The 22,784-nt window shown below is 71.8% G+C and carries 23 protein-coding genes; 13 read left to right on the plus strand and 10 right to left on the minus strand.

The window, feature by feature from the left end; all coding sequences use genetic code 11:
• Positions 1–132: 132 nt before the first annotated feature.
• The 4 genes from ACWGSR_RS06890 to ACWGSR_RS06905 all read left to right on the plus strand — a co-directional run bounded on the left by ACWGSR_RS06890 (position 133) and on the right by ACWGSR_RS06905 (position 2,227).
• Positions 133–351 (plus strand): Flp family type IVb pilin, encoded by a 219-nt coding sequence (locus ACWGSR_RS06890; protein WP_453564065.1) that lies wholly within the window; start codon positions 133–135, stop codon positions 349–351.
• Between the two features lie 74 nt (positions 352–425).
• Complete coding sequence (locus tag ACWGSR_RS06895; RefSeq protein ID WP_453564067.1) at positions 426–1,004, plus strand: pilus assembly protein TadG-related protein; 579 nt, start codon at positions 426–428, stop codon at positions 1,002–1,004.
• 14 nt (positions 1,005–1,018) lie between these two features.
• The gene (locus ACWGSR_RS06900) at positions 1,019–1,594 is read left to right on the plus strand and encodes a hypothetical protein (protein ID WP_453564069.1); all 576 of its coding nucleotides are present in this window, start codon (positions 1,019–1,021) and stop codon (positions 1,592–1,594) included.
• A gap of 9 nt (positions 1,595–1,603) precedes the next feature.
• Complete coding sequence (locus tag ACWGSR_RS06905) at positions 1,604–2,227, plus strand: OmpA family protein (protein ID WP_376234924.1); 624 nt, start codon at positions 1,604–1,606, stop codon at positions 2,225–2,227.
• A gap of 208 nt (positions 2,228–2,435) precedes the next feature.
• On the opposite strand, the gene ACWGSR_RS06910 is transcribed toward ACWGSR_RS06905, so the two are convergent.
• The 3 genes from ACWGSR_RS06910 to ACWGSR_RS06920 form a co-directional block, all read right to left on the minus strand.
• Positions 2,436–4,658, minus strand: a complete 2,223-nt coding sequence (locus tag ACWGSR_RS06910; RefSeq protein WP_453564072.1) for a tetratricopeptide repeat protein — start codon at positions 4,656–4,658, stop codon at positions 2,436–2,438.
• A gap of 4 nt (positions 4,659–4,662) precedes the next feature.
• Positions 4,663–5,142, minus strand: coding sequence for a hypothetical protein (locus tag ACWGSR_RS06915; RefSeq protein ID WP_453564074.1), 480 nt, complete (start codon positions 5,140–5,142; stop codon positions 4,663–4,665).
• A 229-nt stretch (positions 5,143–5,371) separates the two neighbouring features.
• Positions 5,372–6,244, minus strand: a complete 873-nt coding sequence (locus tag ACWGSR_RS06920) for a hypothetical protein (protein ID WP_453564076.1) — start codon at positions 6,242–6,244, stop codon at positions 5,372–5,374.
• Positions 6,245–6,611: 367 nt separating this feature from the next.
• Here ACWGSR_RS06920 and ACWGSR_RS06925 point away from each other — a divergent pair, with 367 nt between their 5' ends.
• Both ACWGSR_RS06925 and ACWGSR_RS06930 read left to right on the plus strand, forming a co-directional pair.
• The gene (locus tag ACWGSR_RS06925) at positions 6,612–6,986 is read left to right on the plus strand and encodes a hypothetical protein (protein ID WP_453564078.1); all 375 of its coding nucleotides are present in this window, start codon (positions 6,612–6,614) and stop codon (positions 6,984–6,986) included.
• A 95-nt stretch (positions 6,987–7,081) separates the two neighbouring features.
• Entirely contained in the window at positions 7,082–8,209 is a 1,128-nt protein-coding gene (locus ACWGSR_RS06930; protein ID WP_453564081.1) for a glycosyltransferase family 39 protein, read from the plus strand.
• Here the strand turns inward: ACWGSR_RS06930 and ACWGSR_RS06935 are convergent.
• The gene (locus ACWGSR_RS06935; RefSeq protein ID WP_453564083.1) at positions 8,181–8,588 is read right to left on the minus strand and encodes a DUF192 domain-containing protein; all 408 of its coding nucleotides are present in this window, start codon (positions 8,586–8,588) and stop codon (positions 8,181–8,183) included. The genes ACWGSR_RS06930 and ACWGSR_RS06935 overlap by 29 nt on opposite strands.
• Before the next feature lie 41 nt (positions 8,589–8,629).
• Between ACWGSR_RS06935 and ACWGSR_RS06940 the strand changes: the two genes are divergently transcribed.
• Positions 8,630–9,364 (plus strand): prepilin peptidase, encoded by a 735-nt coding sequence (locus ACWGSR_RS06940; protein WP_453564085.1) that lies wholly within the window; start codon positions 8,630–8,632, stop codon positions 9,362–9,364.
• 349 nt (positions 9,365–9,713) lie between these two features.
• Here ACWGSR_RS06940 and mgrA read toward each other — a convergent pair whose 3' ends face one another.
• Positions 9,714–10,751, minus strand: a complete 1,038-nt coding sequence (gene mgrA / locus ACWGSR_RS06945) for an L-glyceraldehyde 3-phosphate reductase (RefSeq protein ID WP_453564087.1) — start codon at positions 10,749–10,751, stop codon at positions 9,714–9,716.
• Between the two features lie 126 nt (positions 10,752–10,877).
• Between mgrA and ACWGSR_RS06950 the strand changes: the two genes are divergently transcribed.
• The 5 genes from ACWGSR_RS06950 (at position 10,878) to ACWGSR_RS06970 (ending at position 16,595) form a co-directional block, all read left to right on the plus strand.
• On the plus strand, positions 10,878–11,639 hold the full coding sequence (locus tag ACWGSR_RS06950; RefSeq protein WP_366371495.1) for an isoprenyl transferase: 762 nt from the start codon (positions 10,878–10,880) through the stop codon (positions 11,637–11,639).
• A gap of 294 nt (positions 11,640–11,933) precedes the next feature.
• The gene (locus ACWGSR_RS06955; RefSeq protein WP_376234942.1) at positions 11,934–13,259 is read left to right on the plus strand and encodes a PhoH family protein; all 1,326 of its coding nucleotides are present in this window, start codon (positions 11,934–11,936) and stop codon (positions 13,257–13,259) included.
• Between the two features lie 374 nt (positions 13,260–13,633).
• On the plus strand, positions 13,634–14,353 hold the full coding sequence (locus ACWGSR_RS06960; RefSeq protein ID WP_453564090.1) for an aggregation-promoting factor C-terminal-like domain-containing protein: 720 nt from the start codon (positions 13,634–13,636) through the stop codon (positions 14,351–14,353).
• A 134-nt stretch (positions 14,354–14,487) separates the two neighbouring features.
• Positions 14,488–15,924, plus strand: a complete 1,437-nt coding sequence (locus ACWGSR_RS06965; protein WP_376234946.1) for an AI-2E family transporter — start codon at positions 14,488–14,490, stop codon at positions 15,922–15,924.
• Complete coding sequence (locus ACWGSR_RS06970; RefSeq protein WP_453564092.1) at positions 15,921–16,595, plus strand: hypothetical protein; 675 nt, start codon at positions 15,921–15,923, stop codon at positions 16,593–16,595. Before ACWGSR_RS06965 ends, ACWGSR_RS06970 begins: the two co-directional genes overlap by 4 nt.
• A gap of 49 nt (positions 16,596–16,644) precedes the next feature.
• Here the strand turns inward: ACWGSR_RS06970 and ACWGSR_RS06975 are convergent, their stop codons facing one another.
• Together ACWGSR_RS06975 and ACWGSR_RS06980 are read right to left on the minus strand one after the other, a co-directional pair.
• Positions 16,645–17,184 carry an alkyl hydroperoxide reductase gene (locus ACWGSR_RS06975; protein WP_062752447.1) on the minus strand — a complete coding sequence of 180 codons (540 nt, stop codon included), beginning with the start codon at positions 17,182–17,184 and terminating at the stop codon, positions 16,645–16,647.
• Positions 17,185–17,190: 6 nt separating this feature from the next.
• On the minus strand, positions 17,191–17,745 hold the full coding sequence (locus tag ACWGSR_RS06980) for a peroxiredoxin (protein WP_376234951.1): 555 nt from the start codon (positions 17,743–17,745) through the stop codon (positions 17,191–17,193).
• 134 nt (positions 17,746–17,879) lie between these two features.
• Between ACWGSR_RS06980 and ACWGSR_RS06985 the strand changes: the two genes are divergently transcribed.
• Positions 17,880–18,854, plus strand: a complete 975-nt coding sequence (locus tag ACWGSR_RS06985) for a hydrogen peroxide-inducible genes activator (RefSeq protein ID WP_376234953.1) — start codon at positions 17,880–17,882, stop codon at positions 18,852–18,854.
• 98 nt (positions 18,855–18,952) lie between these two features.
• On the opposite strand, the gene ACWGSR_RS06990 is transcribed toward ACWGSR_RS06985, so the two are convergent.
• Genes ACWGSR_RS06990 through ACWGSR_RS07000 form a run of 3 tightly spaced genes read right to left on the minus strand, consistent with a single transcriptional unit; the run spans position 18,953 to position 22,588 of the window.
• Positions 18,953–21,325, minus strand: coding sequence for an FtsX-like permease family protein (locus ACWGSR_RS06990; RefSeq protein WP_453564096.1), 2,373 nt, complete (start codon positions 21,323–21,325; stop codon positions 18,953–18,955).
• A complete protein-coding gene (locus ACWGSR_RS06995) occupies positions 21,322–22,005 on the minus strand; it encodes an ABC transporter ATP-binding protein (protein ID WP_376234957.1) in 684 nt (227 codons plus the stop codon). Before ACWGSR_RS06995 ends, ACWGSR_RS06990 begins: the two co-directional genes overlap by 4 nt.
• 58 nt (positions 22,006–22,063) lie before the next feature.
• On the minus strand, positions 22,064–22,588 hold the full coding sequence (locus ACWGSR_RS07000; protein WP_376234959.1) for a PadR family transcriptional regulator: 525 nt from the start codon (positions 22,586–22,588) through the stop codon (positions 22,064–22,066).
• Between the last annotated feature and the right edge of the window lie 196 nt (positions 22,589–22,784).

Raw genomic sequence — 22,784 nt, forward strand, 5'->3', positions numbered from 1 at the left:
ATAGCCTCCTGGCGGGGCACGAGGTCCCTCCCATGACCCGACCTGACGAATGGGCCCGGGGACCCTGTGCACCGACGGCTCCACGGGCATACCGTTCCGGAGCGCAGGCGTCCGAACGCGGAGGGGACCACGATGAACGACGCGATGCTGAAGGCCCTGACCAAGGCCAGGGTCGAACTGACCACTCGCACGAGGCCCAGGGCTGGGGACCGCGGGCAGACGGCGGTGGAGTATCTGGGGATCATTGTGGTGGTGGTGGCGATTGTGGTGGCGATCACCGGGACGGACATCGGAAACTCGATCAAGAACGCCATTACGCAGAAGATCGCCGATCTGACCGGGGGCAAGTAGCTGCGGTTCGCTCGTGCGGTGACGCGGGCCAGGCGTTCCCCGTTTACGTTGCTTCCGTAGCGGGTCTCTTGTTCTTGGCCTTTGTCTACTTCGCGTTCGGGCAGGCTGCCGTCACCCGCAATAGTGCCCAGACCGCCGCGGACGCAGCGGCTCTCGCAGCTGCCCAGGACGCGCGGGATCAGCTGCGCGAGGGATGGGTCAAGGTGATCCTCGACCCTGTGCAATGGGGTGGATTCCTTGAGGGGAAAGAGTTCGATCACTTTTCCGCGTGTCAACAGGCAGCCGCTTTCGCGGCCAGGAACGGCGCGGGAATTCTGAGTGGTCGTTGTGTACGTCTGTCCGGGGAGCGCGAGGGATTCGGCGTCACAGTAAGGACGACAGGAGCGGAAGCGCAGGATGCCACCGCGTCCGCGAACGCCGTGATCGAACCGAAGTGCAGTTTCGAACCGCTGGAAGCTCCGACACCGGAAGTTCCGGCACCGGAGGAGACCGAGCCGGAACCCGATCCGACGGAGCCGGAGGAGGGACCGGAGCCGGAGCCGATCACTGGACTCACTTGCGATGGCGATGCTTGGACGATCGATCCGGATGACCCCGAACTACCCAATGCCACAGACCTCTTCACTGTTCGACTGACCGGCGACGACGAGTAAAGGAAGCACGCTTCATGAACGTTCGATACGCACGAAGGGGGCTTTCTTCCCTCGCGGTCGCGTCGGTGGCTTTCCTCGCGGTCGGCTGCGGAGCCGACGAGAAGCCGAAAGCGGACAAACCTGCCTCGACGGCGGTCGTTCCCTCCAAGAGTGGATCGGTCACGCAGGGATCACAAGCCGCTGAGGAACCTAGGGAGACGTTGGCCGTGCTCAAGGGGAACGACGGGGTCGAACTAGTCCTTTCCTCGGCCGAGCGGGACGCGGGCGGTTTCCTGACGATCAAAGGGTCCTTGAAGAACACTTCTTCACGCTCCCTTGCGCTTCCCGGTCAGATTCGTGGAGACGAGACCGAGGTCATGAAGCACGGCAACTCCCTGGGAGGAGCCACACTCCTCGATTCCGCGGGGAAGAAGCGGTACTACGTCTTGCGTGACACTGACGGCCGCCCACTGACCACTACGGGCCTCGACATTCTTCCCGCCGGGGGAACCGCTACCGTCTTCCTCCAGTTCCCCGCCCCCCCCACCTCCACCACCGAAGTCTCCTTCCAACTCCCCACCTTCGAACCCGCCACCCTCAAACTCTCCTGAGGCGACGCCATGACGACGACACCCCGCCGCCTCGCCGCAATCGCCCTCGTCTCCGTGGTCCTGTGGCCCGTCTCCGTGCCGCTCGCCCACGCCGACGACCCGCCCGGCTCCGCCGGCACCGCGTCCCCCGTGCCCGTCATCGACGAGAGCGCGCCGGGTCTGATGCTGCCCGACGGAGCTGTCCTCGCGCCCCCGAAGGTCCTCGACATCAAGCAGATCGTCGAGGAGGAGGGCGGTGCGCAGCGCCGTCAGGACACCAACGTGGACGTGACGTTCGCGCTCCAGGCCGAGGTGCTGTTCCCGAAGGACAGCGCCAAGCTCGGGGCCGCCGCCACGAGCAGGATCGCCGCGATCGCCGCCGAGATCGACAAGCAGGGATCCGGGCGGGTCCGGGTCTTCGGGTTCACCGACAACCTCGGGACGTACGAGCACGGCTTGAAGCTCTCGAAGCAGCGCGCCGTAGCCGTGCAGCAGGTGCTCGCCCGGAGCCTGGGCCCCGGGACCACCTTCGACATCCGCGGCTACAGCGAGGACTACCCGATCGCCGACAACGCCACTGAAGAGGGCCGCAAGAAGAACCGCCGGGTCGAGATCTCCTTCCCGCGCACCACACCGCCCGCCGCCACTCCCTGAGCGACAGCCGGGGCAGGCTCGCAGCCGCCGTCCCGCAGGTGCCGCGTTCGAGGACGCGGAGTGAGGGGCGGCGGCAGCTTGTCGCCGAGGCGACGGCGTACGAGGCCGGTGGTGAGGGCACGATGCGCAGGACGTCGTCCCCGGTGGCCCCCCGTCGGCGGCCCTGCGTCGACTCGCGCGGGGGGCAGCCAGACCCGAACCCCGCGGCTCAAGCCTCGGGTCCGCGAGCCCGCCTCCACCGGAACCATCTCCCCTTCCTGCGTGCCCGCTGCATCTTGAGCCGGGTCGCGTCGAGATTGCGCTGGGCTACGCCCTCGCTGTGTGGGTCGTCGAACTCACGGAAAATGTCTATGGCTTGTGTGTGAGCCTCGATGGCCTCTTCGTGGCGCTGTGCCGCGTGAAGTGCGTTGCCGAGGTTCCCGACGGCTAGGCCTTCACCGTGGCGATCGCCTATTTCGCGGTAGATGGCCACGGCTTGTGTGTGAGCCTGGATGGCTTCGTCGTGGCGGCCCACTATCCGGAGGGTGTTGCCGAGGTTGTTGAATGCTTGTCCTTCGCCGTAGCGGTCGCCGTGCTCGCGGAAGATGTCCGCGGCTTGAGTGCGAGCCTGGATGGCTTCGTCGTAGCGCCGCACTCCCTGGAGGGCGTTGCCGTAATTGCTGAGTGCGATGCCTTCGCGGTGTCGATCGCCTATTTCGCGGTAGATCGCTATGGCTTGTGTGTGAGCCTGGACCGCTTCTTCGTGGCGTTGTACCGAGCGAAGGGCGTTGCCGAGGTTGTTGAGCGCTTGGCCTTCGCCGTTCCGGTCACCGTGCTCGCGGAAGATGTCCACGGCTTGTGTGTGAGCCTGGACGGCTTCGTCGTGGCGCCGCACTTCCTGGAGGAGGTTGCCGAGGTTGTTGAGTACGGTGCCTTCGCTGTAGCGGTAGTCGAGTCCGCGGGCGGCGGTGAGCGCCTGCTCGTTGATGGCAAGAGCGTCATGGAAGTGGCGACGCTGAGCCAGATGGACGTTCAGTCCTTCGGACAGGTGGATGACCACCTGGGGGTAGTCGTCCACGGCGCGAGGGACCAGAGCGGTGAGGTTGGCCCGTTCGGCGTCCAGCCAGGTCAGTGCGGTGGCCCGGTCGGCGAAGAGCTCGGGCACCGGTTGTCCCGGCAGCGCGCGCACATGGTCGTCGGCGGCGTCACAGGTGGCCGTGTAGTACACCAGCAGTCGTTCGAACGCCTCCTTCTCGCCCTCCTCCTCCGGCAACTCGGCCGCGTACAGGCGGATCAGGTCGTGGGCGCGCCAGCGGCCGGAGCGGGCCGGCTGTTCGCCGATCAGGCAGGCGCGGGCGAGGGCGGCCAGGCCGGCGCGGGTCTCCCGTTCCTCCCGGCCGTTCAGCGCGGCGGCGGCCTCGGTGGACAGGTCGGGGCCCGGGTTCAGGGGCAGCAGGCGGAACAGCCGGGCGTCCTGCGGCGTGAGGCGCCGGTACGACAGGTCGAAGGCCGCCTGGACGGCCAGGGAGCGGCCGTCGCCGTCCTCGTGCTGGAGCCTCTTCAGGCGGGTGCGGGTGTTGGCGAGGTCGTCGGCCAGGACGGCGATCGGGAGACCGGTGTCGTCGGTCAGCAGCGCGGCGGCGATCGTCAGGGCCAGAGGCAGCCGGCCGCAGTAGTCGGCCACCCGTGCCAGGGCCCCGGGGTCCTCCCCGGCGCGCGGGTCGTCGGGGTCGACCTCGGCGAGGACGGTGGTGATCAGCGTGGTGGCCGACTCGGGGTCCAGCTCGTCCAGGGGGACGAGACGGGCCCGGAAGTCGGGGGCCGCCAAGGCGTCCCGGGAGGTGGCGAGGAGTCGGTGCGCGGGGTGTGCGGGGACGAGGTGGCGGAGCTGGCCGGGGGAGGAGGCGTCGTCGGCGACGATCAGGACCGCCCCGTGTTCCCTGGCGCGCCGGGCCAGCTCCGACCGGTACAGGGCCGCCTGCTCCTCGACCGTCGGCGGCAGGTCCCCGTCCCGTACCCCGAGCGCCCGCAGCAGCGACTCCAGGGCCTGTTCGGGCCCGACCGCGCCGGCCGGATCGTAGCCGCGCAGGTGCACGAACAGTGTTCCGCCGGGGAAGTGCCCCAGGCCGACGGCCCGGTGCGCGGTGTGCAGGGCCAGCGCGGTCTTGCCGACGCCGGGGAGACCGGTCACCACCGTCACGCCCGTCCCGGCGGGAGCCAACGCCTTCAGGAGCTCGTCGGTTCGCTCCTCTCGGCCGGTCAGCCGCGAGGCGGGCGGCAGAGGGGCGAGGGACTGGAGGGCGGGCCCGCTGCCCGGCCCCCAGAAGTGCTGGTCCCGTCCCGCCTGGTAGGTGCTGCCGTTGTCGGACGCGCGGGCCCACTGCCGGATGCCGTCGGTCGAGTCGGGCCCCATCGCCGGGCCGGACTCCTCGGGCTCGTACCGTTCGCTCAACGCCTCAAGACCCCTCGGTGCCCTGGTCCCCGCCGGTCTGCGTGATGCGCCCCCGTCCGGACGCCTTCGCGCGCTGGTCGACCTGGGCGGCGCCGCCGCCCGTCTGGGCGACGTCCCCGTCGTCGGACGCTTCGGCGTGCTGCCTGACCTGGGAGGGAGCGCCGTCGGAGGGCTGCGGGCCGCCGGCCTGTGCGATCCGGCCGTTCCCGGAGGCCGTCGCCTCCTGCGTCACCGTCCGTCGAGGAACCGGGGCCGGGGCCGGGGATGGGGTCGAGGTCGGAGGCTGCTCCCGTGACGCCCACCAGCCGCCCACCGCCAGCACCGCCCCCGCCACCACCGTGCCGAAGGCCAGGGCCGTGTCGAGGCGAGGGCCTTCGCCCTGGGGCAGCCACCCCCACGGCACCGCCCGCACCACCCACACGCACACCCCGAACGTCGCGGCGGCCGCCACCACGGTCACCAGCCACCGCATCGCGCGAGTCATCCCCGTACCCTCCCCGTTCCTCCGGCCCGGTCACGTCACGGGCCGCTCCCATGCTCCCGGACGAAGACCGTGTCCGTCACGCCGTACACCGGATCGAGACGACGGCCCGGGCGCGAGCCGGGCTCAGGCGCGGGGCGGGTTCAGGGCGAGAACCGGGCTCAGGCACGGATCGGGTTCAGGGCGCGAACCGAACTCCGGGCGTGAGCCGGACTCCGGGCGCGAGCCGTGCTCAGCCGCGCGGCTTCCAGAGGGTGACCCGGAGGGTGATCTGCGTGGGCGGTTCCCCGACCCCGTCCGGGTTGCCCCCGATGAAGCCGGTGATGACGACCCGGGCGATGTTGCCCTTGTCGGTCACGACGCAGAGGACGGTCTTCGCGGGGAGGTCCCACTTGTGCATCTCGGCCTCGGTGAAGCCGCCGACCCGGGCGGCCCGGGCGCAGTCCTCGGCCTTCTCCGAAGGGTCCGTGGGCTGGAGCTGGGCGGCGTTGCGGCCGTTGCGCAGGGTGAGGAGGCCGGAGTAGCCGGTCTGGTACGTCAGATCGGCCTCCACCGGCGTCCCGGACTCCTCGGCCTTCTCCACCAGGGCCTTCCACTCGCCGTTCGTGTACCGGCGGGTGCCCGGCGCGTCGAAGTCGATGGAGCCGAGGTCGGAGCCGGGAGGCAGGCCCAGGGACATGGTCTGTCCGTCGTAGAACACCTCGTACGACGGGTTCGCCGGAGGCGCGGAGCCGTCGTCGGCCGACGGCTTCCCGGACTCCTCGGGCGTCGAGGACGGCTCGTCCGAGGACACCTGGGAAGGCGTCTCCGAGGTGCCGGTCGGCGCGGGCTTCCCGGTCGTCGGCGCGGCGGACGGCTGCCCGGACGCCTTGGCGTCCGACGGGCCGTCCCCCTTGTCCGTGAGGGCCGCGGTCAGGACGGCGCCCCCCAGGGAGAAGACGCCGGCGATGACCGCGCCGATGATCGTGATGCGGACGCCCTCGCTCTGCCGGGCGAACCAGCCCCGCCGCCGGGGCGGTCGCGGGGGAGGGGGCGGGAACGGACCCGTGGGCGAACCGGGGCCCGGCTGCGGGTGGCTGCTCGGAGGCGTGGGGGCCGTGGACACCGGAAAAACCTTTTCCTCTCGGCTGGTGGTGGACAGCACACCGCCCCCTGTCCGGGTTCTCCCCGAGTTCTCCCGGGGTTCTCCCCGAGGCGGGCCGAAGGGTGACGCGGTGGTGATCGAACGTGGCCAACGGACTTTACCGTGCGTCCCGTTGCCCTCACGCGACCGTCCGTACGGGGCCGGTGCCGCGTCCGTGTGGCCGCCGCCCTCCGCCGCGTACCGTCGTGTACCGCCGACTCGTACATACGGCCGACGGTCCACGGAAGGGGGACACTTCGCGCCTCAGGGGAAAAACCCGGCGAAAGACGTTCCCAGGAAAGCGCAAAAGCGCCGGGACGCGGTCGCCGGGCGGGAGCATCCTGGACGGATGACGACGACGCCGAGCGTGACGCCGAGTGTGCAGTTGGTCAGTGACCTGGTCACCCGGATTCCCGAGTTCCGCGAGGCCTACGAGACCCATGTCCTCCACCAGGGCGGCGTGCTTCCGCACGTGTTCTTCTGGGATGTCGTCCAGGACACCGTCCGCTCCTTCCTCGGCGAGGACCCGGCCGCGCCCGACTGGCGCCGCACGCTCGCCTTCCTGGAGGAGGAGAGCTGTCGCGGCGTCCTCGGCATCGACGAGGTCATCGTCACCTCCTTCCTGGGCGACCTGCCCTCCCCGCACGAGCCCGGACACGCCCTCGTCCACCGGCTCGGCCCCGTCATGGCCGCGAGGTTCGCCCGCATGAGACCCCTCGGCTGAGCCCGGCCCTCGGCCGAGCCCGGCCCTCACCTGAGTCCGGCCCGGGGCCGAGCCCGGCCCGGGGCCGGTTCCGGCCGCCCGCGATAATCGAACCCATGCCCCCGCCCCGCCCCGGCAGCCCCGGCCGTCCCGGCCGTCCCTCCCGCCCCCTCCTCCTCGCCCTCGGCGGCTACGCCGCCACCCGCGTGATCGGCCTCGCCGTCCTCGCGATCGCCGCCGCCGCGACCGGCGAGGACGGGCTGCACCGGCTCAAGGGTCGCTGGGACTCCGTCTGGTACGTGCGGATCGCCGAGCACGGTTACGGGTACGAGACCGTCCTCCCCGACGGGGACGTCCACTCCGACCTGGCCTTCTTCCCGCTCCTCCCGGCCCTGGAGCGCGGCCTGTCCGCCGCGCTGCCCCTCGACGCCGCCACCGCCGGACTCCTCGTTTCCTGGACCGCCGGACTCGCCGCCGCCTGGGGCCTCTTCCGGTGCGGCGCCCACGCCTTCGGGACGAGGACCGGGGTCCTGCTCGCCGTCCTGTGGGGCGTGTACCCGACCGCGTTCGTCCAGTCCATGGCGTACACGGAGACCCTCTTCACCGCCCTCGCCGCCTGGTCCCTGTACGCGGTCCTGCGCGACCGCTGGATCCTCGCCGGGCTCCTCTGCGCCGCCGCCGGACTCACCCGGCCGACGGCCGCCGCCCTGATCGCCGCGCTCGGGATCACCGCCCTCGCCGCCCTTGTACGGGACCGCCGCCTGCCCGCCCGTACAGTGGCCGGCGTGCTGATCGCACCCCTGGGCTGGCTCGGATACGTCGTGTACGTCGGCGTACGGGAGGACGGTCCCACCGCCTACTTCGAGGTCCAGGCCGCCTGGGGCAACTCCATCGACGGCGGCCTCGCGCTCGCCCGGTTCATCGCGGGCCTGCCCTGGCCCGCCGCCCTCGGCCTGACCGCCGCCCTCGCCCTGCTCGCCTGGCTCGTCGTCCTCTGCGTACGGCAGCGGCAGCCCCCGCCCCTGCTCGTGTACACGATCGGCGTCGTCCTGGTCTCCCTCGTCGGCGCCGCGTACTTCGGCTCCCGGCCGCGCCTGATGATGCCCGCGTTCGGGCTGCTGCTCCCGCCCGCCGCCGCCCTCGCGCGGCTCCGGCCCCGCACCGCCGCCCCGGTCCTCGCCGGACTCGCCCTCGCCTCCGCCGCGTACGGCGCCTTCACCCTCCTCGGGCCGGGCCCTCCGTAGGACCTCCCCGGTCCGGGCCCTGCGCGAAACCGGTCTCCACGCGCACGCGTACCCCCCGCCGCACCCCCCACCCCGCCATCGCGCCCGCCTCCGCCTCCAGGACGTGCCGGCCGCGCGGCCGGAGCATGCCCAGTCGGCCCGGGCGCATCGTGACCACGGACAGGACCCGGAAGGAGCGGTCCAGGTACGCCACGTCGATCGCGAACCGCATGCCGAAGGTGTGCACGCTGTTCGTCCGGACGATCAGCAGCGCCCCCGCGATCCCGTCCCGCCCGAGCAGCCCCCGCCGCCGCGCCCGGTACGACGCCGCCACCTCCAGGGGGACCGCAGGGTCCCCGGGCGCCGCCAGAGTCCCCGTCCCGTCCGTCCATTTCCCCATGCGCCAGACCGTAGCCCCGCCCACTGCCTAAGGTCTCCTCCGTGGACGTCCTGCCGATCGCCGTCGCCGCCCTGTGGGGCGCCGCCGCCGGGCTGCTCGTCCCGCGTGCCGCCCACCGGCTCGCCGTGGCACCGGAGGAGCCGTGGCGGGACCGCTGCCCCGCCGGGCACGTGCTCGCGGGGCCCGCGCGCGGCTGGCTCGGCGGGCCCGGCCGGGGGGACTGCGCGACCGCCGCCCCGGTCGCCGCCCCGCTGCTCACCGCCCTGGTCTGCGCCGCGCTCGCCGCCGCCACCGGCACGCCCCGGCCCGAGCTGGCGGTCTGGCTGCTCGCCGTCCCCTTCGCCGTCCTCCTCGGCTGCGTCGACGCCCGCGTCCACCGGCTGCCGGACGGACTGACCCTGCCGCTCGCCGCCGCCCTGCCGCTGCTCCTCGGAGCCGCCGAGCTCCTGCCGTACGACGCCGGTTCCTGGCTCCACGCGCTGCTCGGCGCGCTCGCCCTCGGCGGCGGCTACCTGGTGCTCTTCCTGGTCAACCCGAGCGGCCTCGGCTTCGGCGACGTGAAGCTGGCGCTCCCGCTGGGCGCGGCCCTGGGCTGGTACGGCTGGGGGGTCCTCTTCGCCGGGGCGTTCGCCAGCTTCCTCCTCGGCGCGGTGTACGGCCTCGGCCTGGTCCTGCTGCGGCGGGCCGACCGCTCCTCGGCGATCCCCTTCGGGCCCTTCATGCTGGCGGGCGGCCTGCTCGGCCTCCTCCTCGGCGCGTTCACCGCCGTTCCCTGACGGCTTGCCGGAGACCCCCGCGTCAACGTCGCGCCCCCACCTCCGCGTCCCCCCTGGGAGGGACGGAACCCCGCCGCCACGCCGGGGCGTAAACCCGCCACGAGGCCCCACAGCCCTTGTCCCGCCCGGGTTCCGGGGGATTCCGGGCGGGACTTCGGGCGCGCGTGGCGCGCGGGACGACTATCGAAGGGTTATGGTGGAAACCCCCCCTCGGGCCGGTCCGTATCCCCCCCACGGACCGGCCCGTTTTTCTTTCCGGGGGAAAGCCCGGGACATCAGCCCGGCCGGTGGCATCAGCCCGGCCGGTGACGTCCGCCCCGGCCGGTGACATCCGCCCCGGCCGACGACGTCAGCCCCGGCCGGCCCAGATGTTCGCGCCCGCCGTGTCGACCGCGAACGAGTCGATCTCCGTCAGCTCCTCGTCCGTCAGGGGAGCGCCGGCGAGCGCGGCCACGTTCTCCTCCAGCTGGGCGACGCTGGACGCGCCGATCAGCGCCGAGGTCATCCGCGGGTCCCGCAGCACCCACGACAGCGCGAGCTGCGCCAGGGACTGGCCGCGCCGCTCCGCGATGTCCGCGAGGCCGCGCAGCCGCCGCAGCACCTCGTCGGAGAGCAGGTTCGGGTCGAGGGACTTGCCCTGGGTGGCCCGCGAGCCCTCCGGGATGCCCTTCAGGTACTTGTTGGTCAGCAGCCCCTGGGCCAGCGGCACGAAGGAGATGCAGCCCATGCCGGCCGCCTCCAGCGTGTCGAGGAGGCCGTCCTCCTCGGTCCAGCGGTTGATCATCGAGTACGAGGGCTGGTGGATCAGGGCCGGGACGCCCATCTCCCTCAGGATCCGCGCGGCCTCGGCGGTCTGCTCGCTGGTGTAGGAGGAGACGCCGACGTACAGCGCCTTGCCCTGCCGGACGGCGGAGGCCAGGGCCCCCATCGTCTCCTCCAGCGGGGTCTCCGGGTCGAAGCGGTGCGAGTAGAAGATGTCGACGTAGTCGAGGCCCATCCGGTCCAGGGAGGCGTCGAGCGAGGACAGCAGGTACTTGCGGGAGCCCCACTCGCCGTACGGCCCGGGGTGCATCAGATAGCCGGCCTTGGTCGAGACGACCAGTTCGTCCCGGTACGGGGCGAAGTCCTGGGCGAAGATCTTGCCGAAGTTCAGCTCGGCCGAGCCGGGCGGCGGCCCGTAGTTGTTCGCCAGGTCGAAGTGGGTGACGCCCAGGTCGAAGGCGCGGCGCAGGATCGCGCGCTGCGAGTCGAGCGCGCGGTCGTCGCCGAAGTTGTGCCAGAGGCCGAGCGAGACCGCCGGGAGCTTGAGGCCGCTGCGGCCCGTGCGGCGGTACTCCATGGTGTCGTAACGGTCCGCGGAAGCGCGGTACGGGGAGGAATCAGTCACGTATCTCTGCTTATCACGGACTTGTGACCGTCCCGGGCTGGGAGCCCGCAGCCCCCGCGCAGTAGTGTGGCCGCCTGCGGACCGCCGATGCCTGGGGTCCGTCGCTGCACAGAGGGGTAAAGAACGGTGAACCTGCGCGACCTGGTGTACGGGCTCTACGCACGCCGGGTGGAGGGCCGTCTCGACCACGCCCAGGTGCCCAAGCACATCGGGGTCATCCTCGACGGGAACCGGCGCTGGGCCAAGGCGTCCGGCGGGACCCCCGAGCAGGGACACAAGGCCGGCGCGGACAAGATCCAGGAGCTGCTCGGCTGGTGCGCCGAGACCGACGTCGAGGTCGTCACGCTCTGGATGCTCTCCACGGACAACCTGAGCCGGCCCGAGGAGCAGCTCGTCCCGCTGCTCGGCATCATCGAGAACGCCGTGCGCGCCCTTGCCGCCGACGGACGCTGGCGGGTCCACCACGTCGGCACGATGGACCTGCTGCCCGCCCGCACCCAGTCCGTCCTGAAGGAGGCCCAGGAGGCCACCCGGGACAACACGGGGATACTCGTGAACGTCGCCGTGGGCTACGGCGGCCGCCAGGAGATCGCCGACGCGGTCCGCTCGCTGCTCCTGGAGCACGCCGAGCGCGGCACGAGCTTCGAGGAGCTCGCCGAGATCGTCGACGTCGAGCACATCTCCGAGCACCTCTACACGCGCGGCCAGCCCGACCCGGACCTGGTGATCCGCACCAGCGGCGAGCAGCGGCTCTCCGGGTTCATGCTCTGGCAGAGCGCCCACTCGGAGTACTACTTCTGCGAGGTCCACTGGCCGGCCTTCCGCAAGGTCGACTTCCTCCGGGCGCTGCGCGACTACGCCGCCCGGCACCGGCGCTACGGGACCTGACGCACCACCCGCCACCCGGTCGGAACCGATCACCTCGTGTTCACGAACACGTCGTCATATGCCATGGCATGGCAGAGCTCGTTCGAGGGCATATCCCTGGTGAAGTGAGCGGCACGGAGACCGCCACCCGGGAGGCCCCTTGCACCAGGACGACCGTGCGGGACACGCACGGGAGACGTGGAGGGCCGTGGTCCGGCCCGCGCATCGCGGCCCGCACCCGGTCCCATCCCGCAGCGACACCGGTTCCGTCGCGCCCCGACCTCACAGGGGTCTTCAGAGGGGGTCTGTCCTTCCGTGGTGACCAGCACGAAGCGCCGCCTTTCCGACCGGCGCACCTATGTTCTCGACACCAGCGTCCTGCTGGCCGACCCCAACGCCGTGTCCCGTTTCGAGGAGCACGAGGTGGTGCTCCCGATCGTCGTGGTCACGGAGCTGGAGGCCAAGCGGCACCATCCGGAGCTCGGCTACTTCGCCCGGCAGGCCCTGCGCCTGCTCGACGACTTCCGGATCCGGTACGGACGCCTCGACGCCCCGCTCCCCATCGGGGACCTGGGCGGCACCCTGCGTGTCGAACTCAACCATTCCGACCCCGGCGTCCTGCCCGCCGGCTACCGGTTGGGGGACAACGACTCACGGATCCTCGCGGTCGCGCGCAACCTCCAGGCGGAGGGGTACGACGTCACGGTCGTCTCCAAGGACCTGCCGCTGCGCATCAAGGCCTCCTCGGTCGGGCTCCTCGCCGAGGAGTACCGGGCCGAGCTCGCCATCACGGACGCCAACGGCTGGACCGGGATGTCCGAGCTCGGACTCTCCGCCGACCAGGTGGACCTGCTCTACGACCAGGAGACGCTGTACGTGCCGGAGGCCGCCGAGCTTCCGGTCCACACGGGCCTGGTGCTCCAGTCCGAGCGCGGCAAGGCGCTCGGCCGGGTCACCGCCGAGGGGAACGTACGGCTCGTCAGGGGCGACCGGGAGGCCTTCGGGCTCCGCGGCCGCAGCGCCGAGCAGCGGATCGCGCTCGACCTGCTCCTCGACCCGGACGTCGGCATCATCTCCATGGGCGGCCGGGCCGGCACCGGCAAGTCCGCGCTCGCGCTCTGCGCGGGCCTGGAGGCGGTCCTGGAGCGCCGTCAGCACCAGAAGGTGATGGTGTTCCGTCCGCTGTACGCGGTCGGCGGCCAGGAGCTCGGCTACCTGCCGGGCAGCGAGGCCGAGAAGATGAGCCCGTGGGCGCAGGCCGTCTTCGACACGCTGTCCTCGGTCGCGAGCCGCGAGGTCGTCGAGGAGGTGCTCGGCCGCGGGATGCTGGAGGTCCTGCCGCTCACCCACATCCGGGGCCGCTCCCTCCACGACGCCTTCGTCATCGTGGACGAGGCCCAGTCCCTGGAGCGGAACGTCCTGCTGACCGTTCTGTCCAGGATCGGGGCGAATTCGCGGGTCGTGCTCACCCATGACGTCGCCCAGCGCGACAACCTCCGGGTGGGCCGGTACGACGGAGTCGTCGCCGTCATCGAGAAACTGAAGGGGCATCCGCTCTTCGCCCACGTCACGCTCACCCGTTCCGAGCGCTCCCAGATCGCCGCGCTCGTGACGGAGATGCTGGAGGACATTCAGATCTGACCGTTTCGTACCTTTCTGTATCGGTACGGAAGTTGACGCCGCCCGGCGAAGCGCAGGAGCTTAGCCGGGCGGCGTCGCCGTGTCCGCCACATACGCCAAAACACCTGCCCCTTTCGCGATGTGAGCTTTCACACGCAACACAGAATTGCCTTGCGGCATCACCGTCCGGCAAAGTCTTGCTTCCGTCAGGCCCCGCATACGGCACCCGTGCACCCTCCGGGGAGCGCACCGCACAACTCAACAGCCGTCCGCCGTATGCCGCCCACAGCACCACGGGCCAGCGTCTCCTGTGACCCCGTACCTCGGAGACCAGTGCCAGGGGCAAGATTTCGCCCGTGTGGTCACCTGTGCGGGCGATGCTGGAAGGAAACCGTGTGAGCCGGATCTCGGTCCGGGGATTCGCGGTGGCTTCGGCCACTGCGGTCACCACCGTCGGCGCCGTCGTCGGCGTCGCCTCGGGCAACGCCGCGCAGCCCGCCGACGACAACTTCGAGGCCACCGCCGCCGATACCACGCTGCTCGCGGACATCCCCGCGGGCGAGCAGGCGCAGGTACAGGTCTCCTCCCTCGCGGAGCAGGCCTCCGTCCAGGCCGCCGCCGCCGACTCCGCCGTGAAGAAGTCCGCGGAGGAAGCGGCCCGCGTGCGCGCCGCCAAGGACGCCGAGGCCAAGAAGGAAGCGGCCGTCAAGGCCGAGGCCGAGGCCAAGGCCGAGAAGGAGCGCAAGAAGAAGGAGGAGGAGGCCGAGCGCGCCAGCCGTTCCGCGGTCCGCGACGCCTCGACCTTCGCCGTCCAGGGCTCCTACACCGTCGCCGAGGTCAAGGCGATCGCCCGCCAGATCGTGCCGGCCTCGCAGTTCCAGTGCTTCAGCACCATCGTGAACCACGAGTCCACCTGGAACTACCGCGCGGTCAACCCCTCCTCGGGCGCCTACGGTCTCGTCCAGGCCCTGCCGGGCACCAAGATGAACTCGGCCGGGGCCGACTGGCGGACCAACCCCGCCACCCAGATCAAGTGGGGCCTGAACTACATGAACGACCGCTACGGCAGCCCGTGCGGCGCCTGGGCCTTCTGGCAGAACAACCACTGGTACTAGTACCGGCGCCTCAACCCCGGGAAGCCCCTCACCGTCCTACGGTGAGGGGCTTCTCGCACGTGGGCGTGTAGGTTCGGGGATCCACGGGCACCCGGGGAGGACCGGGAAGAGCGGGCGGGGGAAGAGGGAAGAACATGTCGAGAGTGCCAGGGTGGCTGAACCGGCTGGGCGAGGGCCTGAGCCGGGTGGGCCGACGGCTCGACGAGCGCAGGGCCGAGGCGGAACGGGACGACGAACTCGACGCGCCGTACGGGAGACCCGCCGACCGCCCCCGCGCGGCCGCCACCGTCCCCGCGCGGCCCGAGGCCGACCCGGACACCGCCGCGCCCCTCCCGGAGGCGGAGGACGGCGCCGCGGAAGGGGGAGCCGGCCTCTCCGTCCCCGCGCCCCCCTCGTACGCGCCGGCCGTCGCCGCCCGCCCCGACCCCGCCGCCGCCATCCCCTGGGGGATGCGCGTGGCCGCCGAGGCGAGCTGGCGCCTGCTCGTCTTCGCCGGGACCGTCTGGGTCCTGATGAAGGTGATCAGCTCCGTACAGCTGGTCGTCCTCGCGTTCGTCGCCGCGCTCCTCGTCACCGCCCTGCTCCAGCCCACCGTGGCCATGCTGCGCCGCAGGGGCCTGCCGCGCGGACTGGCCACCGCCGTCACCGCCGTCACCGGCTTCGTCGTGATGGGCCTGGTCGGCTGGTTCGTGGTCTGGCAGGTCATGGACAACATCGACAATCTGTCCGGCCAGGTCAAGGACGGCATCGAGGAGCTCAAGCGCTGGCTCCTCAACAGCCCCTTCCACGTGACCGAGCAGCAGATCAACGGCATCGCCAAGAACCTCAGCGACTCCGTCGGCACCAACGCCGAGCAGATCACCCAGGTCGGCCTCCAGGGCGTCACGGTCGTCGTCGAGACGATGACCGGCATCCTCCTCGCCATGTTCTCGACGCTCTTCCTGCTGTACGACGGGAAGAAGGTCTGGGAGTGGACGCTGAAGCTGGTGCCCGCCCAGGCCCGCCCGGGCGTCGCGGGCGCCGGACCGCGCGCCTGGCGCACCCTCACCGCCTACGTGCGGGGCACGGTCCTCGTCGCCCTCATCGACGCCGTCTTCATCGGCATCGGCCTCTACTTCCTCGACGTGCCGATGGCCGTGCCGCTCGCCGTCTTCATCTTCCTCTTCGCCTTCATCCCGCTGGTCGGCGCCGTCGTCTCCGGCGCCCTCGCGGTCGTCGTCGCCCTCGTCACCAACGGCGTGTTCACCGCCCTCATGGTGCTCGTCGTCGTCCTCGCCGTGCAGCAGATCGAGGGCCACGTCCTCCAGCCGTTCATCCTCGGCCGCGCGGTGCGGGTCCACCCGCTCGCCGTCGTCCTCGCGGTCGCCGCCGGCGGCCTGACCGCCGGCATCGGCGGCGCCGTCGCCGCCGTCCCGCTGGTCGCCGTCACCAACACGGCGGTCGGCTACCTGCGCGCGTACAGCACCGAGCAGGCCCTGCGCAGCACACCGGAGCCGCGCGGGGCGACCGCGTACGAAGTGGCCCCGACGCCGGCCCCCGGCTCGGCGCGGGGCAAGGGGGAGGACACGTGATATCGGAACCGGAGCTGGTGGGCGGCGGGGGCTTCGAGAGACCCGAGGTGCTCACCGAGGCGCCACCGCCCCGGCCGCCCCGGGCCCGTCGGCCCTGGCTGTGGGCGCTCGGCGGCGCGGTCGTGGCCTCGGCGGTCTGGGGCGGCGGGCTCTACGCGTACGAGCGGCGCGAACCGCCCGGCCCGGATCTCGGCGGGTACAAGGAGGCGGGCGATCTCTGCGCCGAGGCGAAGCTGGAGGCGCTCGCCGAGGCCCTGGGCAAGCGGATCGGGACCGGGGACGGGCCGGTGATGGACGAACCGACCGTGCACCACCGCTCCTGCTCGCTGTCCTTCGGCTCGCTGGAGACGGGCTACCAGGCCAACGTCTCGTACACCCTGCACAAGGTGACCGACCCGGGGCCCGAGTTCGGGGCGTGGGGGAAGTACCACGAACTCGGCACCCCGATCGACGGGGTCGGCGAGAAGGCGCTGTTCGACGAGCGCGGGGGCGAGGGCGGCGAGCTGAAGGTGCTCGACGGCCAGGTCGAGATCGAGCTGAGCCTCTACCGGCAGTACACCACCGACGCGAACGGCGACGTGATCCAGGAGACCGACCCGATCGACCTCTCGGGGATCGAGGTCCCGATGACGCAGGACGTGCTGGCCCTGATGGCCGAGCTCAAGAAGTGACGGAAGGGCCCCGGGGCGGAAAGCCCCGGGGCCCTTCTCACGCGTACGGTCAGGCCTGCTCGGCCAGGACCGCTTCCGCGTCGAGGGTGACGCCGACCGCCTGGATCACGGCGGCGATCTTCACGGCCTCCTGGATGGTGGCGCGGTCCAGACCGGACTGGCGCAGGACCTGCTCGTGCGAGTCCAGGCACTGGCCGCAGCCGTTGATCGCGGAGACGGCCAGCGACCACAGCTCGAAGTCGACCTTCTCCACGCCCGGGTTGCCGATGACGTTCATCCGCAGACCGGCGCGCAGCGTCCCGTACTCGGGGTCCGACAGGAGGTGCCGGGTCCGGTAGAAGACGTTGTTCATCGCCATGATCGCGGCGGCGGACTTGGCGGCCTGGTACGCCTCGGGCTTCAGGTTCTCCCGGGCCTCCGGCTCCAGCTCCTTGAGCACCTTCGGCGAGCGCGAGGCGATCGCGCAGGCGAGGACGGTGCCCCACAGCTGCTGCTGCGGGAGGTCGCTGTTGCCGATGACCGAGCCCAGGTTGAGCTTCAGGTCCTTGGCGAAGTCCGGTATGGCGGCCTTGAGTTCATCGAGAGCCATGTCGGATCACTCGCCCGAGAGGAGCTTGACCGGGTCGAGCGTGGTCTCGCCCTTGGTCCAGTTGCACGGGCACAGCTCGTCGGTCTGCAGGGCGTCCAGGACCCGCAGGACCTCCTTGGGGTTACGGCCGACGGAGCCGGCGGTCACCATGGTGAACTGGATCTCGTTGTTCGGGTCCACGATGAAGACGGCGCGCTGGGCGAAGCCGTCCTCGCCCTCGACGCCGCAGTCCCGCATCAGGTCGTGCTTGGAGTCCGCGAGCATCGGGAAGGGCAGGTCGCGCAGGTCGTCGTGGTCCTTGCGCCAGGCGTGGTGCACGAACTCGGAGTCGCCGGAGACGCCGAGGATCTGGGCGTCGCGGTCCGCGAACTCGTCGTTCAGCTTGCCGAACGCGGCGATCTCGGTCGGGCAGACGAAGGTGAAGTCCTTCGGCCAGAAGAACACCACGCGCCACTTGCCCTCGTAGGACTTGTGGTCGATCTGCTCGAACTCCTTGCCGCTCTCCAGCGACACGCAGGCGGTCAGGTCGTAGGTGGGGAACTGGTCACCGACAGTGAGCACGCGCTCTCCTTGCAGCAGGGAAGCGCCCCTTTTGAGGGGCTTCCGTGGGGGTTGGACGGATCAACAGCATGGCACGGAGTGCATTGATCAGTGAAATAGCTAGAGTGGGTCGGGTTGATCGAAGGTGGTTATCAGTGGCATCCCCGTACAGCCCTCCGCACGGCCCGCACCGCACCAAGCAGCCCAGCCTCTCCCAGCTCAGAGCGTTCGCGGCGGTCGCCGAGCATCTGCACTTCCGTGACGCGGCGGCGGCCATCGGCATGAGCCAGCCCGCGCTCTCGGGCGCGGTTTCGGCACTCGAAGAGGCACTCGGTGTCCAGCTCCTTGAGCGTACGACGCGGAAGGTGCTGCTCTCGCCCGCCGGGGAGCGGCTCGCGGTGCGGGCGCGGACGGTGCTCGACGCGGTGGCCGAGCTGATGGAGGAGGCGGAGGCGGCCCGCGCCCCGTTCACCGGGGCGCTGCGGCTCGGCGTGATCCCGACCGTCGCCCCCTATCTGCTGCCCACCGTCCTGCGCCTGGTCCACCGGCGCTACCCGGAGCTCGACCTCCAGGTCCACGAGGAGCAGACCTCCTCGCTCCTGGAGGGGCTTGCGGCCGGGCGGCTCGACCTGCTCCTCCTCGCCGTGCCGCTCGGGATGCCCGGCGTCACCGAACTGCCCCTCTTCGACGAGGACTTCGTCCTGGTCACCCCGGCCGGACACCCGCTGGCCGGACGGGACGACATCCCGCGCGAGGCCCTGAAGGAGCTGCGGCTGCTGCTCCTGGACGAGGGGCACTGCCTGCGCGACCAGGCCCTCGACATCTGCCGCGAGGCCGGGCGCTCGGACGGCGCCGAGGTCACCACCACGGCGGCCGGCCTCGCCACCCTGGTCCAGCTCGTCGCCGGCGGGCTCGGCGTGACCCTGCTGCCGCGCACCGCCGTCACGGTCGAGACCGCCCGCAACACCGCCCTGTGGACGGGTCTCTTCGCCGAACCGGCCCCCTCGCGCCGGATCGCCCTCGCGATGCGGACGGGCGCGGCCCGGCAGGCCGAGTTCCAGGAGCTGGCGGAGGCGCTGCGGGGAGCGATGAGGGGACTGCCGGTACGGGTGGTGGGCGGCGGGTCCTGAAGCCCCGGCGCGGCGGGTCCTGAAACCCCGGCGCGGCGGTTCCCGAAGCCCCCCGGCACCAGGAACCGCCACCCGTATCCGTACGTGCGATCGACGGGTTACTCTGTGCGCAGCCCGTCCGCGCGCATCAGCCGCCACAGGACCGGCATGCTCAGGAGCGTCACCAGCGCGATCAGGGCGGCGCCGATGCCGACCACGGGCAGGAACACCCACCAGTCGTGGACCGGCTGTCCGCCCATCCTCAGCAGGACGACCCCGAGGCCGAGCCCGCCCGCCACGGCGAGCGCGAGGCCGAGGGCGATCGGCACCGCCGTCTGCCACAGCACCGACCAGCTCAGGGTGGAGCGCCGGGTGCCGAAGGCGACGAGCGAGGAGAGCAGCCGCTTGCGGTCCCTGAGCTGCTCCAGGGTGGTGACCAGGAGCGAGGCCGCCACCAGGAGCATGGTCAGGGTGGAGCCGACGAGGATGCCGGTGCGAACGCTGGAGAAGGCCGCGTCGCGCTCGGTGTCCTTCAGGTCCTTCACCCAGGCGGTCGGGTCGATCGCCGCCGCCGTGTTCCGCGCGTGGTCGGCGGCGTCGGGCACGGCCGGGTCGAGCCGGATCATGTTCTGCGCGTAGGACTCGCCGAGCAGGCCGGTGTCGATCGCCGACGGGGTGGCGAGGACGCCGTACTGGTACATGCCCGTCGGGTCGGGGCGGGAGTCCACGACCTTCGCGCCCGCGGGGATCCTCCACCGCGGCGGCGGGGTGTCCTCGGCCCGCTTCCGTTCGCCCTCCGGCGGGTGCGGGTCGCGCAGGACGACCGTGGCGCCCGCCCGCGCGACCTCGGTGATCCGCGCGTCGTCCAGGCCGCCCTGCGCGCCGTGCGCGAGGGCGACGAAGACGTCGCCCTCCCGGCAGGAGGGCAGGGTGGCGAACTCCCGGAGGGAGGAGCAGTCGCCGACCCTGAGCGGGGTCGTCGGGGCGAAGTCCCTGCCCTTCTCCAGCGGGCCGGGCCGCCACACGTGCGACTCGATGACGGACATCGCCTCGGCGACGCCCTCGGTCCGCGCGAAGCGGGCGGTGATGTCGCGGGCCTCGTCGAAGGACTTCTCGTGGACGCCGAAGGCGATCTGGGCGCGGGCCGAGTCCTCGCCGGTCGGCAGCGTGAAGTCGTTCTCCATCGCCTGGAAGAGCATCTGGAGCGCGATGGCGCCGGTGGCCGCGACGACGATGCCGCTGACCGCGCGGGCCGCCGTGCCGCTGCTCAACTGGAGCCTGCGGACGGCGAGCTGCCAGGCCACGGGCCCGGCGTGCAGCCGCTTCACCCCGGCCTCGACCAGCCACGGCAGGAGGGTGGTCAGACCGATCAGGAAGAGGACGGTGCCGGCCACGACGGGCACGGTGTCGATGCTGGTCCCGGTCACCTGGACCCGGCCCATGAGCGGGGCGAGCAGGGCGGCGCCGGCCGCCAGGAGCAGCAGGCGCCACCACAGCCGGCGGCGGCGCGGCACGGAGGCCCGGACGACGCCGAGCGGCTCGATCGCCACCCCGCGCAGCGCGACGAGGGTGACCACGACCGAGGCGACCGGAACGGTCACGAGGGCGAGGGCGGCGAGCGCGGGCATCGGCACGACGTCGGAGGGGAAGGCGTTGACGTCCCAGATGGTGAAGGAGCCGGCGAACTGCCGGGCCGCCGCGAAGAGTCCGGCGCCGACCAGGAGGCCGAGGAGCGCGCCCGCGAGGGACTCGCCGGCCGCGATCCGCCGGGTCGTGGGGACGTCCGCGCCGACCAGCCGGAGCGCCGCGAGCCGTCGGTCGCGCTGCTCGCCGCCGAAGCGGACGGCGGTCGCGATGAAGACGAGCACGGGCAGCAGCAGGACGACGCAGGCGACGACCACGAGGAGGATCAGGAAGGCGTTCATCGGCTCCTCGGGCACCGACCAGCCGAAGCGCTGCCCGCGCCCGTCGAGGTTGGCGGTGTCGAGGAAGTCGACGTGGGCGACGTACCGCAGGTCGGCCGGGCCGATGAGCCCGTCCTTGCCGAGGGTTCCGGCCACCTCGTAGGGGATCCGCTCCTTGAGCAGGGCGCCCTCGGGGGAGTCGAGCAGGTCGCGGAGCGCGGGGGAGACCAGCATCTCGCCGGTCCGGGGGAACGCGGTCGCGCCCGGGGGGACCGGGGGCGCGTCGCCGTCGGGCTGCAGCAGCAGCCCGGAGACGACGTCGTCCCGGTAGGTGGTGGCCCGGTCGAAGTGGAGAAAGGTGTCGGGCCCGGGGGCGGTGACCTCCCGGCTCTCGTCGACGGCGCGGACCGCCTCGCGCACCTCCCGCTGGAAGAGCATGTTCGGCAGGGAGGCGGCGAGCAGCAGCAGCGCCACCCCGAAGCCGACGCCGGTCGCGGTCAGCAGGGTGCGCAGCAGGCCGGGACGGCCGCCGGTGACGGCGAACCGGGCGCCCATCGTCAGGTCGCGGGCCCAGGTGCGGAGCTTCATGCCGCCCACTCCGCGTCCCGCACCCGGCCGTCGCGCACGACGATCTCGCGGTCCGAGTAGGCGGCGACCCTGGCCTCGTGGGTGACGAGGACGACGGCGGCGCCGGTGTCCCGGGAGGCCTCGGTGAGCAGGCTCATGACCCGTTCGCCGTTGAGGGAGTCGAGGGCGCCGGTCGGCTCGTCGGCGAAGACGACCCGCGGGGCGGTGACGAGCGCGCGGGCGACGGCGACGCGCTGGCCCTGGCCGCCGGATATCTCGCCGGGGCGCTTGGCCGCGACGGCGTCGACCTCCAGGCGGGCGAGCCACTCGACGGCCCTGGCCTCGGCGGCCTTCCGCTTCTCGCCGTTGAGGCGGAGAGGGAGGGCCACGTTCTCCGCGCAGGTCAGCTCGGGGACGAGCTGGCCGAACTGGAAGACGAAGCCGAAGTCGGTGCGGCGCAGGGAGCTGCGCTCGCGGTCGGAGAGCGCGGTGAGGTCCCGCCCGTCGTAGCTGATGGTGCCCGCGTCGGGGCGGACGATCCCGGCCAGGCAGTGCAGCAGGGTGGACTTGCCCGAGCCGGAGGGGCCCATGACGGCGACGACCTCGCCTGCCCGCAGCGAGAAGTCGGCGCCCGCGAGCGCCGGGGTCGGCCCGTAGGCCTTGTCGAGGCCGGCGGCCCTCAGGAGGGGTACGGAGGTCATCGGCGGGTCTCCCCGTCCGTGCGGTCCGTGCGGTCCGTGCGGTCCGGGAGGCGCGGGGTCATCGGCGGACCTCCTCGGCGAGCCGGTCGAGCCGGGCGGCGGTCAGTTCCAGCCAGCGCAGGTCCGCCTCCAGGTGGAAGAGGGCGTGGTCGCAGATGAGCTGGTCGGCCAGGTCGCCGTCCTTCTTGCGCCGGGTGAGCTCGCGCATCAGGCGCAGGTGCTCGGAGCGCTGGGCGTCGAGGATCCCGTCGGCCCCGCGGCCGGTCAGCAGGGCCAGGACGACCTTGGTGTAGAGCGTGGACTGGAGGTACGGCTCCGGCTTCTCGGGGGTGGCGAGCCACTGGGCGACATCGGTGATGCCGGCCTCGGTGACGGCGTACCGCTTCCGCTCGGGGCCGCCGCCCGCCTCGACGCCGTCGACGACCACGAGGCCGTTCTTCAGGAGCCGGGACATGGTCGAGTAGACCTGGCCGTAGTGGAGCGGCCGGTCGTGGCCGAATCTGTCGTCGAAGGCGCGCTTGAGGTCGTAGCCGTGGCGCGGGCCGGACTCCAGGAGCCCGAGGAGGGTGTGACCGATGGACATGCCGGTCACTGTACATGGTGTGTATACATGCGATGTATAGCGATCCGGCAAGCGGTGTACGGCCACCGGGCAAGCGGTCGGCGCAAGCGGAATGCCCCCTTCACGCAACCGTTCGACGCATATGGGCGTCGGTTCCTCTGGGCGTGGGTGCTGATTCTCACGTCCTGAAAAGACGTGATCGGTCTCCTATGTCCGT

It is taken from the genome of Streptomyces sp. NPDC055632 (genome assembly GCF_053618675.1).